This window comes from Maritalea porphyrae, from assembly GCF_027213965.1.
GTDB classification, from domain to species: domain Bacteria; phylum Pseudomonadota; class Alphaproteobacteria; order Rhizobiales; family Devosiaceae; genus Maritalea; species Maritalea porphyrae_A.
Map to the genome: position 1 here is coordinate 454,284 of NZ_JAPWGX010000003.1, position 18,124 is coordinate 472,407.

The 18,124-nt window shown below is 50.0% G+C and carries 19 protein-coding genes; 8 read left to right on the forward strand and 11 right to left on the reverse strand.

All coding sequences use genetic code 11. From position 1 onward, the window contains the following. Positions 1-4: 4 nt before the first annotated feature. Positions 5-274 carry a DUF3572 family protein gene (locus O4H47_RS11135; protein WP_269394052.1) on the reverse strand — a complete coding sequence of 90 codons (270 nt, stop codon included), beginning with the start codon at positions 272-274 and terminating at the stop codon, positions 5-7. 97 nt (positions 275-371) lie between these two features. Between O4H47_RS11135 and O4H47_RS11140 the strand changes: the two genes are divergently transcribed. Continuing rightward, the gene (locus tag O4H47_RS11140) at positions 372-746 is read left to right on the forward strand and encodes a response regulator (protein ID WP_269394386.1); all 375 of its coding nucleotides are present in this window, start codon (positions 372-374) and stop codon (positions 744-746) included. Positions 747-770: 24 nt separating this feature from the next. Further along, on the forward strand, positions 771-2,141 hold the full coding sequence (locus O4H47_RS11145) for a PleD family two-component system response regulator (RefSeq protein WP_269394053.1): 1,371 nt from the start codon (positions 771-773) through the stop codon (positions 2,139-2,141). A gap of 374 nt (positions 2,142-2,515) precedes the next feature. Here the strand turns inward: O4H47_RS11145 and rpmG are convergent, their stop codons facing one another. From rpmG to ruvX, 9 genes are all read right to left on the reverse strand, one after another. Continuing rightward, complete coding sequence (gene rpmG / locus O4H47_RS11150; protein ID WP_269394054.1) at positions 2,516-2,683, reverse strand: 50S ribosomal protein L33; 168 nt, start codon at positions 2,681-2,683, stop codon at positions 2,516-2,518. Between the two features lie 125 nt (positions 2,684-2,808). Next, positions 2,809-3,225, reverse strand: a complete 417-nt coding sequence (locus tag O4H47_RS11155) for a DUF983 domain-containing protein (RefSeq protein ID WP_269394055.1) — start codon at positions 3,223-3,225, stop codon at positions 2,809-2,811. Positions 3,226-3,234: 9 nt separating this feature from the next. Next, positions 3,235-5,541, reverse strand: a complete 2,307-nt coding sequence (rnr, locus tag O4H47_RS11160) for a ribonuclease R (RefSeq protein ID WP_269394056.1) — start codon at positions 5,539-5,541, stop codon at positions 3,235-3,237. Between the two features lie 11 nt (positions 5,542-5,552). Then, a complete protein-coding gene (gene topA, locus O4H47_RS11165; RefSeq protein ID WP_269394057.1) occupies positions 5,553-8,135 on the reverse strand; it encodes a type I DNA topoisomerase in 2,583 nt (860 codons plus the stop codon). A gap of 136 nt (positions 8,136-8,271) precedes the next feature. Continuing rightward, the gene (dprA, locus tag O4H47_RS11170) at positions 8,272-9,417 is read right to left on the reverse strand and encodes a DNA-processing protein DprA (RefSeq protein ID WP_269394058.1); all 1,146 of its coding nucleotides are present in this window, start codon (positions 9,415-9,417) and stop codon (positions 8,272-8,274) included. After that, positions 9,417-10,025: a glycerol-3-phosphate 1-O-acyltransferase PlsY gene (gene plsY / locus O4H47_RS11175; RefSeq protein WP_269394059.1), complete on the reverse strand. Its 609-nt coding sequence runs from the start codon at positions 10,023-10,025 to the stop codon at positions 9,417-9,419. Before plsY ends, dprA begins: the two co-directional genes overlap by 1 nt. Then, the gene (gene pyrC, locus O4H47_RS11180; protein WP_269394060.1) at positions 10,026-11,318 is read right to left on the reverse strand and encodes a dihydroorotase; all 1,293 of its coding nucleotides are present in this window, start codon (positions 11,316-11,318) and stop codon (positions 10,026-10,028) included. Further along, complete coding sequence (locus O4H47_RS11185; protein WP_269394061.1) at positions 11,315-12,271, reverse strand: aspartate carbamoyltransferase catalytic subunit; 957 nt, start codon at positions 12,269-12,271, stop codon at positions 11,315-11,317. Before O4H47_RS11185 ends, pyrC begins: the two co-directional genes overlap by 4 nt. A 94-nt stretch (positions 12,272-12,365) precedes the next feature. Next, a complete protein-coding gene (gene ruvX / locus O4H47_RS11190) occupies positions 12,366-12,821 on the reverse strand; it encodes a Holliday junction resolvase RuvX (protein ID WP_269394062.1) in 456 nt (151 codons plus the stop codon). An 80-nt stretch (positions 12,822-12,901) separates the two neighbouring features. Here ruvX and O4H47_RS11195 point away from each other — a divergent pair, with 80 nt between their 5' ends. Further along, a complete protein-coding gene (locus O4H47_RS11195; protein ID WP_269394063.1) occupies positions 12,902-13,426 on the forward strand; it encodes a hypothetical protein in 525 nt (174 codons plus the stop codon). A 7-nt stretch (positions 13,427-13,433) separates the two neighbouring features. Here O4H47_RS11195 and O4H47_RS11200 read toward each other — a convergent pair whose 3' ends face one another. Continuing rightward, positions 13,434-13,796 (reverse strand): DUF1304 domain-containing protein, encoded by a 363-nt coding sequence (locus O4H47_RS11200; protein WP_269394064.1) that lies wholly within the window; start codon positions 13,794-13,796, stop codon positions 13,434-13,436. A gap of 214 nt (positions 13,797-14,010) precedes the next feature. Here O4H47_RS11200 and gatC point away from each other — a divergent pair, with 214 nt between their 5' ends. Genes gatC through gatB form a run of 5 tightly spaced genes read left to right on the forward strand, consistent with a single transcriptional unit; the run spans position 14,011 to position 18,124 of the window. Then, positions 14,011-14,298: an Asp-tRNA(Asn)/Glu-tRNA(Gln) amidotransferase subunit GatC gene (gatC, locus tag O4H47_RS11205; RefSeq protein ID WP_269394065.1), complete on the forward strand. Its 288-nt coding sequence runs from the start codon at positions 14,011-14,013 to the stop codon at positions 14,296-14,298. 5 nt (positions 14,299-14,303) lie between these two features. Beyond that, a complete protein-coding gene (locus tag O4H47_RS11210; protein ID WP_269394066.1) occupies positions 14,304-14,798 on the forward strand; it encodes a GNAT family N-acetyltransferase in 495 nt (164 codons plus the stop codon). After that, positions 14,795-16,279 (forward strand): Asp-tRNA(Asn)/Glu-tRNA(Gln) amidotransferase subunit GatA, encoded by a 1,485-nt coding sequence (gene gatA, locus O4H47_RS11215; RefSeq protein WP_269394067.1) that lies wholly within the window; start codon positions 14,795-14,797, stop codon positions 16,277-16,279. Before O4H47_RS11210 ends, gatA begins: the two co-directional genes overlap by 4 nt. A 17-nt stretch (positions 16,280-16,296) precedes the next feature. Beyond that, entirely contained in the window at positions 16,297-16,614 is a 318-nt protein-coding gene (locus O4H47_RS11220; protein WP_269394068.1) for a chorismate mutase, read from the forward strand. Between the two features lie 25 nt (positions 16,615-16,639). Next, the gene (gatB, locus tag O4H47_RS11225) at positions 16,640-18,124 is read left to right on the forward strand and encodes an Asp-tRNA(Asn)/Glu-tRNA(Gln) amidotransferase subunit GatB (protein ID WP_269394069.1); all 1,485 of its coding nucleotides are present in this window, start codon (positions 16,640-16,642) and stop codon (positions 18,122-18,124) included.

Sequence of the window (18,124 nt, forward strand, 5' to 3'; positions counted from 1 at the left end):
CGCTTTAGCCGCTTGGGTTGAGTTGATAATAGGCGCGCATAAACTGTTCTGTGCTGATGCGTGCGTTTGCGCAAACGGCAAGCATTGCGGGCTCATTGTGGGCGAAGAAGTCCATCATACCTGTTTTGACGTGTTGAGCAATTTCAACGCGCAATTCGTCTGGCGATGTGCCGGTTTCACCCAAAAACTGACCCAGCAACTCGGGCTCACTTATCAAATGCGTCAGGCAGGCGTTGGCAATTTCATCAACAAACTGGTCGGAAACTAAGCTCATCTAAATGGGTCCTATTACGTCTTTCGTAAGATTTTGGATGTTAAATCAAATGCATCTTAAATTCGACAAGTCATATGAACATTTGATCCGGGGAATTATGTCAAAGACGGTGATGATCGTTGAAGATAACGAGCTAAATATGAAGCTGTTCAACGATTTGTTGGAATCGCGCGGCTATCGCACGATACAAACACGAAATGGGCTTGATGCGCTAGACATTGCGAAAGAGCATCACCCAGATTTGATTTTGATGGACATTCAGTTGCCTGAAGTCTCTGGGTTGGTGGTGACCAAATGGATCAAAGAGAATGAAGAGCTGGCGCATATTCCGGTGATTGCCGTTACCGCGTTCGCCATGAAGGGTGATGAGGAGCGTATTCGCGAGGGGGGCTGTGAAGGCTATATTTCCAAACCCATCTCGTTGCCGCATTTCCTGGAAACAATTGAGAATTTTATTGGGCCAGGTCGTTAAGCTGGCAAAGAATAAGGCATAGTCATGACGGCACGAGTATTAGTTGTTGATGATATTCCAACGAATGTGAAACTGTTGGCCGCTCGGCTTACGGCTGAGTATTTTGACGTTGTAGAAGCAAGCAATGGCGCAGACGCAATTGAGATTTGCCGTCGCGGTGATTGCGACTTGGTTTTGTTGGACGTTATGATGCCGGGTATGGACGGCTTTGAAACCTGCCAGCGGCTAAAGTCTGACCCAAAGACACAGCATATCCCTGTGGTCATGGTGACAGCACTCGATCAACCTTCAGACAAAGTGCGTGGCCTTGAATCTGGGGCTGATGATTTTTTGACCAAACCTGTTGATGATATTCAACTGATGGCGCGTGTCAAAAGTCTGGCTCGCCTTAAAGGCCTTACTGATGAGTTGCGGGCACGGGCAGTGACTGGCCAGGCGATTGCGATTGAAGATATTGTCGATATGACAGCAGGCATCGATCCAACAGGTGGCAACATCTTGTTGATCGATTCTGATGCACATAATGCCAAACGGCTAATGGAGTCATTGGCCACGGAACATAATGTTACTCACCTTGCAACGCCTGAAGATGCAGCCTTTCATTTAGCGGATCAAGATTTTGAAGTTGTGGTCGTTAGCATGGCGCTAGATGGAATTGATCCATTGAGGATTTGTTCTCAAATTCGAACGCTTGAGAATACACGCGGCATTCCCATCATTCTTGTCGCCGACGTGCCGGATAAGCCAAAGGTGGTGCGTGGACTTGAACTTGGCGTAAATGATTTCATTTTGCGCCCAGTGGAGCGCAATGAGCTTGCAGCACGTGTGCGTACGCAGTTGCGCCGTTATCGTTATTCAAATGAGTTGCGCAAAAACTTGTCGAGCACGGTGGCAATGGCCGTAATCGATGGGCTAACTGGACTTTACAATCGGCGATATTTTGACCGGCATATGTGTGTGCAACTGGATAGAGCCAAAGAAGGCGACCGGGGTCTTGGCTTGATGATGCTGGATATCGATTACTTCAAATCGGTCAATGATACCCACGGCCATGCGGCTGGCGACGAAGTGCTCAAAGAGTTTGCAGCGCGGCTTCAGCGCAACATTCGTGGCGTTGACTTGGCTTGTCGCTATGGCGGGGAAGAATTTGTGGTGATGATGCCTGGGACAGATTTGGTCCATGCAAAGAATATTGCGGAACGTATTCGCCATGCGGTTGCTAGTGAGCCATTTGAAACAGGACTTACTATGCCGCTCAATATTACGGTGAGCGTGGGTATTTCAATAAATGAATTGCCCGATGAAACGCCCGAGCAAATGCTCAAACGTGCTGATATCGCGCTTTATCGTGCGAAACGGGAAGGGCGCAATCGTATCGTTTATGATGCTGCTTAGCGCTCCTTCAAACTCAAACTTCATACAGTTTTATCTATAAAGGTTACCGCTTAGGATTAAGCGGCAACCTTAACGGGGTGTGTTAAGGTTAAGCCTTTAACATACCTAGCGAAATGCGGCTGCGATTGGGCGCATTTGTTTGGAATAATTGCTTCGTAGGTGTAGGTAAAATGGTAAGCGGTTCGTTAAGAACCCGACTATTCCTACGGAGTTTTCTCAGGTCCGCCGCAACTTCCTGGGTCCGTAGGTCGGGCGTGTTCAACCTAGCGTTAGAGTGGCCTCTTCTTGCTGGGTTGAACTGCCCACTAAAAAAACCCCGCCGAAAGGCGGGGTTTTTATCTTTTCGCACATCAATAGGTTTCTAAAGAGAAACCTTACTTGATTTTAGATTCTTTGAAATCTACGTGCTTGCGCACAACAGGGTCATACTTCTTCAGTGTGAGCTTTTCTGTCATTGTGCGTGAATTCTTCTTGGCTACGTAAAAGAAGCCTGTGTCAGCTGTTGAAACCAGCTTGATCTTGACGGTGTTTGACTTGGCCATGCCTGCAATCCCAAATAAAAGGCCACGCGAATTATACGCGCGGCACAAAATCGATATCGGGCGCAAACTAGGCATTTAGCGCAAAAAGTCAAGCGCCCGATTGATGTTTTTGTGAAATGGTTATTCTACTGCATGTCCGTTGCAGTGGTGAAGTTGGGGTCGAACCCGTGTAGGTAATTTGCCCATTGAACGCCCACGATCATGCCTTTGATTGGCCGTAGCAGACCTAGCGACAGAATTAGCATTGTCGGTATCGCCCAATAGAGGTGGATCATGGGTTCGATTTGGTAGGATGATTCTAGATGGAAGATCCCACCAACAACCAAGTGTCCAACAATTGCCATTGTAATATAGGGGGGCGCGTCATCTGCACGGTGGTGATGAAAGGATTCACCGCACTCGGAACAACTGTCTTGCACCTTCAGATAACCTTTAAAAAGGTTACCTTTGCCACAATTCGGACAACGACCCGATATCCCGTTTTTTATGGCGGCCCAAACACTTCGTTTGGGCTTGGCAATTGCGCTTATTTCTATGCTCACTCCGCATCCCTATCTTTTATTTCGGCGTTTGCCGAATGTCGTCTTTCTAACTGGACTACGCCCGCGGCTGCGCCTTGGTGGTTTTACTTGCTCGCCAGTGGTAAGCATTTCAAACCGCAAAGAGCCCGCAAGGGGTTCAGCCTCCACCAGTCGGACTTCAACTTGATCACCGATTCTAAAACGCTCTCCGGTGCGTTCGCCAATCAGCGCCTGTTGACCTTCATCATGAAGGAAATAGTCCGAGCCAAGTGTGCCTGCCGGTATAAAACCATCTGCGCCCGATTTATCCAATCGGACAAATAGTCCCGCCCCAATAACTCCCGCAATGCGGCCAGGGAAGGTGGCGCCAACTTGGTCTGCCAAGAAATAGGCAAGCAGCCGGTCGGTGGTTTCGCGTTCTGCTGCCATAGCGCGACGCTCAGTCATCGAAATCTGTTCGCCGATCATCGGTAGCTTGCTGTCCGTTTCAGGCGGTAGACCGTCATTTCCAAGCTTTAGGGCGCGGATTAGGGCGCGATGAACGATCAAATCGGCATAACGGCGAATGGGTGAGGTGAAATGGGCGTAGCGACGCAGGTTGAGCCCGAAGTGCCCATAGTTCTCATGGGTGTATTCGGCTTGCGCTTGCGAGCGCAAAATCATTTCGTTGACCAAATGGGGATTGTCGCTTTTTTCCGCCATTGCTAAAATACGGTTGAAATGGTCAGGTTTCACTGTATCGCCAGGATTGAAATTCAGCTCCATTGATGACAATGCTTCTTTTAGCCCAATCATCTTTTGTTGCGATGGCGCGTCATGCGCTCGATAGAGCAGCGGCACCTTGTGTTTTTCGAGCGTTTCGGCGGCGCACACGTTTGATTGAATCATCATTTCTTCAATTAAGCGGTGAGCGGTTAGGCGTTCGGGGATATGAACGTCTTGAACCATGCCCTTGTCGTTGAGGATGATCTTGCGTTCAGGCAAGTCTAGCGCCAATGGGCCACGTTTCTTTTGTGCCCGCTCCATTGCAGTAAATGCTGCAAATAGTGGCTTCAAGATGGGCTCAAGTAAAGGCTGTGTTTTGTCGTCTGGGTGGCCATCAATCGCTGTTTGTGCTTGTTGATAGCTTAGTTTGGCAGCCGAACGAATGAGAGTGCGATGGAAGCTGTGGCTGACCTTTTCACCATCTGAATCAAATACCATACGCAAGCCAAGGGCCGCGCGGTTTTGTAATTCAATCAATGAACATAGGTTGTTCGAGATCTTTTCCGGCAGCATCGGCACAACGCGGTCAGGGAAGTAGACAGAGTTGCCGCGAAGCAATGCCTCGCGTTCCATTTCTGAGCCGGGGCGTACATAGTGGGCCACGTCAGCAATCGCTACATATACAACAAATCCACCTTCGTTGGCTGGGTCTTCGTCGAGTTGTGCATAGACCGCATCGTCGTGGTCTTTAGCCGTTGCCGGGTCAATGGTGACAAATGGCAGGTGACGCCAGTCTTCACGCCCGGTCAAATCGGCAGGCTTTGCCGCTTCTGATTCCGCGATTACCGAATTTGGGAACTTGTGCGGAATTTCAAGGTTATGCAACGCGATTAGGCTGACGGCCTTTTCGCTCAATGGGTTGCCAATAACGTTGACCACTTTGGCTTTTGGCACCATCGCACGACCGGCAACTGCCTGTTCGACTTCAACTAAATCGCCGTCTTTAGCACCGTTTAGATCGCCCGCGTGGATTTGCATCTCACGTCCTTTGCGCTCTACTGGCACAAGGCGCGCGCCGCGTTCTACCATGCGCACCACGCCAATAAGTGACTTGCGCGGCGCATCTAGAATTTTCATGGGTTTTGCCAAATAGGCAGGACCGTCTGGCACTTCGTTTGGTGACACACGTGCCAGCACCCGGTCGCCAGGGCCAGGTACGATTTTGGCGTCTTTTGCCACAACAATTAGAACGCCGGGGCGCTCGCCATCGTCGTCATCCCATTTGTCAGGGTGCCCAATCATATAGTTGGGGTCTGTGTCTTTTGGAATATCAATTACGGTGACAGAGGGTAGAACTGCAGTACGGCGATAGGTTTTACGTGTCCGATTGATCAGACCGTCGTCTTCCATCTCCTTGAGCAGTGCTTTGAGAATAATCCGGTCGTCACCCCGAATGCCAAAAGCCTTCGCGATATCGCGTTTGCTGGCATTGTGGGGGTTGATGTCGAGATATTCTACAATTTGGTCGCGTGTAGGTATTTGCCCGTCGCGGTTTTGTTTCGCGCGGGTTTTATGTGCGTGTCGCTGATCTGGTGCTTTGGGCAGGCGACCCCGATTATCATTACGGGCCATCAGAGCCCTTTCTATGTCTTGGCAGCTGTCTTTTTCGCTGCTGGTTTTTTCTTTGCCGGCGCTTTTTTAGCTGCGGGCTTTTTTGCGGGTGCTTTTTTCTTAGCAGGCGCTTTACGTTTCTTTGCTGGCCCTTTGGCTGCTTTGGCAGCAATTAGTTCCAGCGCTTGTTCAACGGTTACGCTTTGCGGGTCCGTGTCTTTTGGCAAAGTCGCATTGATTTTGCCGTAGTTCACGTAAGGCCCATATCGACCATCTTTAACCGCCATTGGCCCACCATCTGGGTGGTCACCAAGTTCTTTGAGCGTCGCAGCTGCGCCGCGACGGCCACCGCCAGCTGCTTTTTCAGCCAAAACGGTTACGGCGCGGTTCAAGCCAACACTGAATACTTCTTCAATGTCTGGCAGGTTTGCGTATTTGCCGTTGTGCAACACGAATGGTCCATAGCGGCCAAGGCCTGCTGTGATCATGTTGCCGTCTTCTGGGTGCGGACCCACGTCTCGAGGTAACGAGATGAGTTTGACCGCTTTTTCTAAATCTATTGTTTCGGGTGCCCAACCTTTTGGCAGTCCGGCGCGTTTCTTTTCGCCTTCAACAACCATTTCAAGGTAGGGGCCAAAACGACCAGATTTCATTTCAATATCAACACCAAACTCTGGGTGTTGGCCAATAATGCCAACGCCAGCTGTTTCTGCAGCTTGGCCCGTGGCGCTTTCTGCCAACTGACGTGTGTGATTGCATTCTGGATAATTCTCACAACCAATGAACGCGCCATAGCGACCAAGTTTGAGTGACAACATTCCAGTATCGCAATCTGGACATTTGCGTGGATCACTGCCGTCTTCTTTAGCAGGAAAAATGTGTGAACCTAGCAACGCGTTTAATGCGTTGAGAACTTCGGTAACACGCAAATCTTTGATTTCGACGACTTGTGCGTGGAAGTCGCGCCAGAAATTGGTCAGCACATCTTTGTAGTTGATCTCTCCGGCAGAAATGCCATCAAGTTGCTCTTCAAGACTGGCGGTGAACCCGTATTCTACATAGCGTTCAAAGAAGCTTTCAAGGAACGCTGTTACCAAACGTCCACGATCTTCTGGGATCAGTGCACGCTTTTCAAGTCTCATATAGTCACGATCGCGCAAAACACCAAGGGTTGCAGCGTAAGTTGATGGGCGACCGATGCCCAACTCTTCCATTTTCTTGATCAAGCTGGCTTCAGTAAAGCGGGCAGGTGGCTGGGTATGGTGCTGTTCTGCAAGAACATCCAGCAAAGAAGGCTTGTCGCCTGTATCAAGGGCTGGAAGCTCTTTTGAGTTTTCATCGTCTTTGTCCAGCGTGCTCGCGCCATAAAGGGACATAAACCCTGGAAACGTAATAACAGAACCAACAGCGCGTAAGTCGATTTGGCGATCGCCCTCAACCCGAAGATCAGCAGTTGTGCGGGCAATTTCAGCTGCACGCATTTGGCTGGCCATGGTGCGTTTCCAAATCAACTCATAAAGTTTTTGCTGATCTGGATCAGAGTTTTTCAGCTGCGCTGGCGTGCGCGACAAATCGGTCGGACGAATGGCCTCGTGCGCTTCTTGGGCGTTTTTGGCTTTTGACTGATAAATCCGCGCTTTCTCAGGCAGATAGTTGTCACCAAAATCACGCGCAATTTGGCGGCGCGTTGCATCAATGGCTTCGGGCGCTATCTGCACACCATCGGTACGCATATAGGTGATCGAACCGTCTTCATATAGGCGTTGCGCGATCTGCATTGTGCGTGAAGGGGAGAACCCTAGGCGACTGGATGCATCTTGCTGGATCGTTGAAGTGGTAAATGGCGCATATGGATTACGCTTGGTCGGTTTCTTCTCAACTTTGCCAACAACAATGTTGCCAGCTTTAATCGCAGCTTGAATGGCTTCAGCTTCTTCGCTGGTTTTAATATCGAGTTTGTCGACTTTGTTACCATCAAGGGTATATAGGCGCGCATCAAATTTGGTGCCGTCTTTTTCAAAGTTGGACGTTACGCTCCAATATTCTTGCGGTTTGAATTTTTCAATTTCTGTTTCGCGTTCGCAAACCAAGCGCAAAGCAACAGATTGCACGCGGCCCGCAGAGCGAGAGCCTGGCAATTTGCGCCAAAGGACGGGCGAAAGCGTGAAGCCCACAAGATAGTCGAGTGCGCGGCGCGCCAAATAAGCGTCGACCAACGGCACATCAAGGTCACGAGGGTTTGCCATCGCTTCCAAGACAGCCGTTTTGGTAATCGCATTGAATACAACACGTTTGACGGGTTTGTCTTTGAGTGCTTTCTTTTCTCTAAGCACTTCCAAAACGTGCCAAGAAATAGCTTCACCTTCGCGATCCGGATCGGTTGCGAGGATCAGTTCGTCAGCGGCTTTTACAGCACGCGTGATTTCCGTAAGGCGCTTTTTTGACGCTGCATCAACTTCCCACTTCATCTCAAAATCATGTTCGGGATCAACTGAACCATCCTTAGACGGCAGATCACGCACGTGTCCGAAAGACGCGAGAACCTCGAAATCTTTTCCGAGATACTTATTGATTGTCTTAGCTTTAGCGGGGCTTTCGACAATAACAACTTTCATCGCGTATTTCCTTAACTTGAGTGTGGTGGGCGGTGCGCAACATGGTATTGTTCGGTGTTCAATGTCAATCATTCAACACGTTGCTGATGTGGTCACCTAGTGGAGAAACATGACGAATTCAAGTGAATGTTTTATTTCACGCGCTCAATTTTATATTTACGAGCTGCCCGGCAGACCTTTCTATACGCCCTGCAATTTCAAGATCTAGCAAAACCATTTGCACCGCTTGAGCGGGCAAATTGGTTGCTCTTATCACCTCATCAATTGCAATGGGGGTATGACTGAGTGCTGATAACACCTCGTCAGTGGCGTTAGGTGCTTGGTCCATATCCCACTCTGTTGCGAATTCCTCTTCATCCTCGTTAAACAGCGTTGGTTGGCTCAATTCGAACGTGTTGAGTTGTTCTATTATGTCATCCACATTTCTTACGAGCGTCGCGCCATCTCGGATCAATTTATTGCCACCTGCGGCACGAGGATCCAATGGAAAGCCGGGGATCGCCATGACATCGCGGTTTTGTTCGTTTGCCAAACGCGCGGTGATGAGGGAGCCTGAGCGAATGGCCGCTTCTACAACCATAACGCCGAGTGAAATTCCTGCTACGATGCGGTTGCGGCGTGGAAAGTCGCGGGCGATAGGACGCGTGCCGAGGGGCATCTCGCTGACCAATAGACCACCATTGTCGACGATCGATTGCGCTAAATCTCGGTTTTGTTCGGGGTAGATATGGTCGACGCCGCCGGCAAATACTGCAACTGTTCCATTTTTCAAGCTAGCGGCATGAGCGGCGCTATCAATGCCGCGCGCAAGACCGGAGATAATGATATAACCTTCCTGACCCAATTCAGAGGCCAATTGGCGTGTAAGTGCCATTCCAGCGGCTGATGCGTTGCGGGCGCCAACTATGGCGAGGCTTTTTTGCATGTCGAAGCGCGCCTGCCCAAGTACTGAAAGCAAGGGCGGCGCGCCCGACGCATGAGCGAGCAGGGGAGGAAAGTCTGGCTCGCCCAGTGCAACTAGTCGGCCGCCGAGTTTATTCAACTGCTCGATTTCTCGAATAGCGTCTTCGGTGGGGCAGACTTTTATTGGTTTGGCAGCGCCGCCGCGCGCCGCCAGAGCTGGCAAAGCGTTCAATGCGGCATCAACTGTGCCGTATCGGTTGATCAAACGCTTGAATGTGGCAGGGCCAACATTTTCGGAGCGGATCAGCCTTAGCCAAGCCAGCTTTTGATTGTCAGAGAGATGTGTTTTGGGAGGTGTCGGCTCATCGAATAGCTGCATCAGCTAGCCGATTGAGACTTTTCACCACCTATTTTGGGTTCGGTACCGTTCATAAGGCGTAAAATATTCTCTTTGTGTCGATAGTATAAAAATATGGAAATCACTGCACACGCAGCGCTTAAGTATGGGCCGGACCAGATCCAAGCGAAAACTGGCGCAGCAGCTGCGGCGGAAAGTGCCGACAGCGAAGAATAACGACGGGCGAAAGCAACAACGGCCCATGTTAGGCACACAAGTAGTGCCACAATGAAATTGAAGGCAAATAAGGTGCCCAGATAGGTCGCAAAACCTTTGCCACCTTTAAAACCCAGCCATATTGGCCAGCAGTGCCCGGCAAAAGCTGCAACACCTGCAATAAGGGCGGCAGTTTCACCGAAGAAATATCGGGCGAGCAAAACAGCGATGCCGCCCTTTCCAGCATCCAGCAACAAGGTCGCTAATGCCAGATCCTTGCGGCCTGTGCGTAAAACGTTTGTTGCGCCAATGCTTTTTGAACCAATATCTCGAATGTCACCCAAGCCTGCAAGGCGAACCAACACCAGCCCAAACGGCACAGAGCCAAGAAAATAGCCGCCAACTGCTGCAACGAAGAGAAAAAGGAGTGTCATTTATGCGTCTGCCAGTTCGTATATCTTGGTGCCACTTACAAAGGTTGCTGTAACCTTACCACTAAATCGCGCACCTTCAAATGCAGTGTTCTGCGAGCGCGATTTCAGATCATTTTCCGAAACAACCCATGGGTAGTCTAAGTCAATTTCGATAAAATCTGCGGGTGCCCCTTTTTGGATGCGACCAGCATCGATGCCTAACAGGTCTGCGGGGTTCGTGGACATGGTGCGCAATAGTGAAATCAGATCGATTTGCTCTTCGTGGACCAAGCGCAAAGCGGCGCTGAGCATAGTTTCTAGGCCGACCGCGCCATCAACCGCTTCGGCAAATGGGCGGCGCTTGCCTTCCATATCTTGTGGGTCGTGGGCGGAGTGAATAACGTCGATCGTCCCATCAACTAGCGCTGCAATCATGGCTTGGCGTTCATCCTCACTTCGAAGTGGGGGCGCCAGCTTGAAGAAGGTGCGATAGTCGCCGATGTCGTTCTCGTTTAGGCAAAGATTATTGATTGAAATGCCAGCGGAGATTCGTTTCGAGTGTTTTTTCGCCCGCGCGATGATTTCAGCTGACTTGGCACAAGAGATTTGCGCTGCATGGTAACGAACGCCAGTTGCCTCAGCCAATTGCACGTCACGATCTAGCGGGATTGTTTCTGCGATGTGTGGGATGCCTTTTAGACCTAATCCAGTCGCAAGCAGCCCCGCGTTCATGACACCACTGCCTGTCAAGTTGGCGTCAGACACATGGTGGATGATCGGCATGTCAAAGTTTTGAGCGTAAGTGAAGGCGGTTTTGAGCAGCGCCGGGTTCTGGATGCTGTTGCGCCCATCCGTGAAGGCTTTGGCGCCTGCTTCTTTCAGCAGCCCAAATTCAGCAATATCTTGCCCTTCTAAGCCTTTTGATATCGCAGCTGCGGGGTAGAAGTTGATTTCTGCTGTGTCGCGGGCACGACGAGCAACAAAGTCGATCAATGCCGCATCGTCCAGCACAGGATTGGTGTCCGGCATGATCAGCGCGCTCGTTACTCCGCCAGCAGCGGCGGCATTTGAGGCGGTTTTTAAGGTTTCGCGATATTCGCGGCCCGGTTCTCCGGTAAAGACGCGAAGATCCACAAGGCCTGGCGCAATAATACGGCCTTGTGCGTCATGTACAGTTGCGCCCTCAGGTAATTCAATTTCACCTTCGATGATTTTGGCAAATTTACCATTTTTAATGAGAATTGAACCATGCATGTCGGTGTTTGAGGCAGGATCAATTATGCGAGCATTTTTGATGACCAGTTGGTTGCTCATGCTTGCACCTCATCATTTGCCAGTAGCGCTTCAAGCACTGCCATTCTCACCGCAACGCCCATTTCCACCTGTTCTGTAATCACTGAACGATCGCAATCGGCAATGGCGGGGTCAATTTCCACGCCGCGGTTCATTGGGCCGGGGTGCATCACGATTGCATCTGGTTTGGCGAATGCCAGTTTGCGTTCATCTAAGCCATAAAAACGATAGAATTCTCTGACAGACGGGATTTGTTGCCCTGCGGCGCGTTCGCGCTGAATACGCAACATCATCACGACATCCGCGTCTTTTAAGCCTTCTTCCATATCAGTGAAGACTTCAGCAGCAAGATGTTCAATGCCCGTGGGCAACATCGTCCTTGGTGCAATAACCCGGGTGCGCGCGTTCATGGCGTTGAGCAACATCAAGTTTGAACGTGCAACTCGTGAATTGGCGATATCACCACAAATGGCAACGGTCAGCCCATTCAAGCGACCTTTGTGGCGGCGGATGGTGAGGGCATCAAGTAACGCCTGGGTTGGGTGTTCGTGGGTGCCGTCACCTGCGTTGACTACTGAGCAACCCACTTTTTGCGACAAGAGCTTCACCGCACCAGAGGAGGCGTGGCGCACCACGATCACGTCTGGCTGCATGGCATTGAGTGTTGTGGCTGTATCAATAAGGGTCTCACCCTTTTTGACACTTGATGTGCTCACCGCCATGTTGAGCACATCTGCGCCTAGGCGTTTACCCGCAATTTCAAAAGAGCTTTGCGTACGGGTAGAGTTTTCAAAAAACAGATTGATCTGTGTGCGGCCTGCCAAAGTGTGCTTGGCCTTTTTTTGCTGCCGTGAAACTTTGACCATGGTCTCAGCGCGATCAAGCAATTCAACAATCTCAACAGGGTTAAGATCTGCAATGCCAAGTAGATGCTTTTGGGAGAATGCGTTATGGCGTGGCGAAGTATTTGTCATATGCCTCGTTCCAAGTCGGTTTCCCCGACATACCCCAAGGCCCTTTTGCGCTCAAGGGAAATCAGCTCTATCCCCACCAATAAGGCGAACAGACTTAACGGCGGCGGTCCAATGCGCCTTGCAGGATGAAGCTGGCTGCCAATTTGTCGACCACTTTTGCTTGTTTGGCGCGAGATATGTCTGCTTCAATCATTGTGCGTGTGACGGCGCTGGTGGACAGGCGTTCATCCCAAAAGGCAATCGGCAGATCGCATTTTTGGGTGAAATTGCGCACGAAGGCACGGGTTGATTGGGCGCGAGGGCCTTCTGAGCCGTCCATATTGAGCGGTAAACCAATGACAACGCCAACACATGCGTTGTCTTTGATTATTTCCAATAGACGTTCGGCATCCAAACCAAATTTCTTGCGGTTGATTGTAACGTTGGGGGTCGCTGTCATTTGCAGACCGTCAGAAATGGCGACACCAATGGTCTTGGTCCCCAAATCCAAGCCGATCAAGCGGCCTTTAGTGGGTAATGCGTCGAGTGGAAATTGATCTTCTTGTGACAAAGGGTGCTCTTTTGCTGGCAATACTGGTGAATCTTCCCTAGCGTCTCACCACATATAGTTCAAGCAAATAGGATGCTGTCATGCGGATCATCTGGTTCGGCAAAAGATGTTTTCGCGTGAAGTTTAGCGATAAGGAGTTTGTGTTCTATCCAGAAGACGCAATGGCACATGTTTCAGCAAATGAGCTTGTTGGTATGGCAATCGTGATCACTGAAAATCAAGTTTCTCCGTTTCAACCATTGATGAACGCTGAACCTAAGATGTCTGGTGGGCGGCTGATTGACGTAATGGATGAACCAGAAAGCTATTTGGCATCTGCGGGAATATTTGTACTTGATGCTTTGCCTGATGAGCGCTTGGTGATCCAATTTCTGGGGAATGAGCCTAATCGCGAATTTGAGGCATGGATCGACGGTGCTGTGGCATTGTGCGCTGGCACCTATCAGCAATGTTTGGGCGCGCTGGAGGGATTGGTTGGCAAAGGGGTGCGACAAGTGTTGATTGCCATATCGGATATGGAAAACCTTGACGTGGATGAAATTGCGGCAAAAGCAGGTGGTGCGCGAATACAATTGCTTGAGCCCAGCCTAGCGATTGAGCTTTAGATTTGTTTTAGGTGAGCAATACCAAAACAATGGCCAATGCTGCTGGAACGGACTGAACATATAGAATTCTTTTGGACGCCGTTACCGCCCCATATGCGCCAGCTATAAAGACACACCCCAAAAAGAACAGGGCCACATTCTTTGCCCATTCGGCATCACCAATTAAGAGTGACCAGATAAGTCCAGCTGCCAGAAAGCCGTTATATAGCCCTTGGTTCGCAGCCATTGTTTTTGTGGGGGCGAAAAGGTCTTTGGGGAAGCTGCGAAAGATTTTTGGGCCACGGCTCTCCCAGGCGAACATTTCAAACCAAAGAATGTAAATATGCAGTATGGCGATCAGCGTAATAAGCCCCATTGAGAATATCGACATGTTTGTCCTCGGATTTGAGTTGCTGTGAAGAACAGTGCAAGTTGCTGTTTCCGCATAATGGTTGACCAAAAAGCGCTGCGCAAGTGATTGATCTTCGCATTATTCTGGCACTGAGAGACTAAATTGGCATTTTTGGTGTTGCTTTTGGTTGTCAGGTCCCACTGGCATTGCTAAAAGCGCCAATAACCTTTCCTGATTTCTTGAGGAGTCTCATATGTCGGTCGATGCCGATACAGTGAAGCGTATTGGGCGCTTGGCGCGTATTAAAGTTCAAGATAGCGATGTTGAAAAGCTGAACGGCGAACTCAACACGATCCTTGAATTTGTTGAGCAGCTTTCTGAAGTTGATGTTACTGGCGTTGAGCCAATGACGTCTGTTGCCCCTATGGCGTTGCGCCGTCGGGAAGACAAAGTCACCGACGGTGGTTATCCGGAAAAGATTGTCGCCAATTCACCGCTTTCCGAAGACAATTTCTTCATGGTGCCAAAGGTCGTTGAGTAGCATTCATGGCCATTACCGTTTTTGTTGAAACTGCTTTGCAAGAAGATGTGCGCGACCTTGTCGCGGCGCTCAATGAACATATTGAGCCGCTTGCACCTGCAGAGTTCAACTTTTGCATGACGGTCGAAGACATGGATGACGACACGACCACAGTTTTTGTGGCTCGGGACGATGACAACAAGGCGGTTGGCATTGGTGCTTTAAAAGACCATGGCGACGGAGTGGGCGAGATTAAACGCATGTTCACCCGGCCGGAAGTGCGCGGTAAACGGGTCGGTGTTCGACTTTTGAATGCTATTCAGGACAAAGCGCGGGTGAGTGGCCATAAGCGCTTGGTGCTCGAAACGGGCACAGGCGACGGGTACGCGGGTGCATATCGGCTTTATGAAAATGCCGGTTTTATCAAATGCGGTCCGGTGCTTGACTATCCTGCTAGCGACTATTCTGCCTTTTTTGAAAAAGAACTCGTGATGGGCGGGTTTGAGGAATTATTTCGATGACAACAGATTTAACACGATTGAGCCTTGCGGATACCGCAAAGGGACTCAAGGCAAAAGACTTCACCTCAAAAGAAGTTACAGCCTCTTACCTATTGGCAATTGAAAAAGCTGAAGCGTTGAATGCGTTTGTGGCTGTTACTGCTGATCAAGCGCTGGATATGGCTGCGCAGAGTGATGTAAAATTGCAAAAGGGTGAAGGTGGTGCGCTGGAAGGTGTGCCATTGGGGATTAAAGACCTGTTCGCCACCAAAGGCGTGCACACACAGGCTGCTAGCCACATTCTGGATGGGTTCAAACCAGAATATGAGAGCACTGTCACACAGAACTTGTGGGACGATGGCGCGGTTATGTTGGGTAAGCTCAACATGGACGAGTTTGCGATGGGGTCTTCAAACGAAACTTCATATTACGGCCCGGTGATTAACCCTTGGCGCGCTGAAGGCTCAAATGCCGATCTGGTGCCAGGTGGTTCATCTGGTGGTTCAGCGGCCGCTGTTGCGGGTTGGCTTTGTGCTGGGGCGACGGCTACCGATACGGGTGGTTCAATTCGTCAGCCTGCAGCCTTTACCGGCACGGTCGGTATCAAGCCAACATATGGCCGCGCATCGCGCTGGGGCACTGTTGCATTCGCGTCGTCGCTTGATCAGGCCGGCCCAATTGCCCGCACAGTTGAAGATGCGGCGATCATGACCACTTCGATTTGTGGGTTTGATCCGAAAGATTCTACGTCGGTTGATATGGCGGTACCTGATTTTGCTGCAGCCGTTGAGCGTGGTGTTAAGGGGCTTACCATTGGTGTTCCGAAAGAATACAGCATGGACGGTATGCCAGCGGAGATCGAAAAGCTGTGGCAGCAAGGTCTTGCATGGCTCAAAGCCGAAGGCGCGATCATCAAAGATATTTCTTTGCCGCACACTAAATATGCATTGCCAGCTTATTATATTGTGGCTCCCGCTGAAGCATCGTCAAACTTAGCGCGTTTTGATGGCGTGAAATATGGTCTTCGCGTTCCGGGTAAAGACATCACTGATATGTACGAACTCACACGGGCTGAAGGCTTTGGTGACGAAGTGCAGCGTCGGGTGATGATTGGAACTTATGTGCTGTCCGCTGGATACTACGACGCTTATTACGTGCAAGCGCAAAAAGTTCGCACGCTAATTAAGCGCGACTTTGAAAATGTGTTTAGCGATGGTGTCGATGCGATTTTGACACCTGCGACACCTTCTGCTGCATTTGGTGTTGCTGATCAGGAAATGAAGTCTGACCCAATCAAAATGTATCTCAATGACATATTCACCGTGACTGTGAATATGGCTGGATTGCCGGGCATTGCAGTACCTGCTGGTAAAGACGGGCAGGGGCTTCCGTTGGGACTTCAATTGATCGGCAAGCCGTTTGACGAAGAGACATTGTTTGCGGCAGCACGGGTGATTGAAAAATCACATGGTTTGGATTTTACACCGACTAAATGGTGGTAGGGACAAAGGCGGGTATGATGGCTGATCGGATTAAAACTCCAGCACAGTGCGAAACCAAACAAGATGTGCGATCTGAAATTGATCGTCTTGATCAGGACTTGATCAATTTGTTTGCAGAGCGTCATGGATATGTGACCCGAATGGCCGCGATCAAGACCGACCCACATGAAGCCTACGACAAGGCGCGGATTGAAGCGGTAATTGATAAAGTGCGTGCCCGCGCGCTGGAAAAGCAATTGGATGAGGATCAAGCCGAGTTGATTTGGCGGACCCTGATTGATTGGAATGTGAATTTTGAAAAGGGCGTCATTGCCGCCCGCCGCAGCCAAAGCTAGTCGGCAAGACATAAGAGATAACGATATGACACAACTCGTTGATACACGCACGCCGGACCCAAAGAAGTTCATCAAAGGCGCGACAGGCGACTGGGAAATGGTGCTGGGCCTAGAGGTTCACGCACAGGTCACTTCTGAATCAAAGCTGTTCTCTGGTTCATCAACTGAATTTGGTCAGCCACCCAACAATAATGTGAGCTTTGTGGATGCGGCCATGCCCGGCATGTTGCCGGTGATCAATGAAGAATGTGTGCGCCAAGCTGTGCGCACAGGTTTGGGCCTAAAAGCGCAAATCAACAAACGATCATTGTTTGACCGTAAAAACTATTTTTACCCGGATTTGCCTCAAGGCTATCAGATTTCACAGTTTAAAGACCCGATTGTTGGCGAAGGTAAAATCTACCTCGACATGGGTGAAGACGGTGAAGTTGAGATTGGCGTTGAGCGTTTGCACCTTGAACAAGATGCAGGCAAATCAATTCATGATCAGCACCCAAATATGAGCTTTGTTGATCTGAACCGTTCGGGCGTTGCTTTGATGGAAATTGTTTCAAAGCCTGATTTGCGTTCAGCCGATGAAGCTAAAGCCTACATCAACAAATTGCGCACGATCTTGCGTTATTTGGGGACGTGTGATGGCAACATGGAGCAGGGCTCTATGCGTGCAGATATCAACGTTTCTGTGCGCCGTCCGGGCGGTGAATTTGGCACGCGTTGCGAGATCAAAAACGTCAACTCTGTGCGTTTTGCAGGCCAAGCGATTGAATATGAAGCCCGTCGCCAAATTGATATTTTGGAAGATGGTGGCACTATTGACCAACAAACCCGTTTGTTTGATCCAAAACTGGGCGAAACACGCTCGATGCGCTCAAAAGAAGAAGCACACGACTATCGCTACTTCCCAGACCCAGATTTGTTGCCGCTTGAGTTCGATGATGCATTTATCGAAGCGTTGGCAAAAGACTTGCCAGAGTTGCCGGACGAAAAACGTGCGCGTTTCATAACCGAATTTGGCCTGTCATCATATGATGCCAGTGTTCTGGTGGCAGATCGCGAAAGCTCAGCATACTATGAAGCTGTGGCTGACGGACGCGATGGCAAACTGGCGGCCAACTGGGTGATTAATGAGCTCTTTGGTCGGTTGAACAAAGAAGGGCTAAACGTCACTGACAGTCCTATTTCTGCCGAACAATTGGGCGGCATCGTTGAACTGATTTCAAAGGGTGATATCTCAGGCAAAATTGCCAAGGACGTTTTTGAAATCGTTTGGACCGAAGGTGGCATCCCGGCTGAAATCGTTGAAAGCCGCGGCATGAAACAGGTTACTGACACCGGTGCGATTGAGAAAGTGGTTGATGAGATCATTGCCGCTAATCCCGATCAGGTGGAAAAAGCCAAGCAAAATCCAAAGCTTATGGGCTGGTTTGTTGGTCAGGTGATGAAAGCATCACAGGGCAAAGCAAACCCACAAGCGGTGAATGAGATTTTGAAAGCCAAGTTGGGCCTTTAG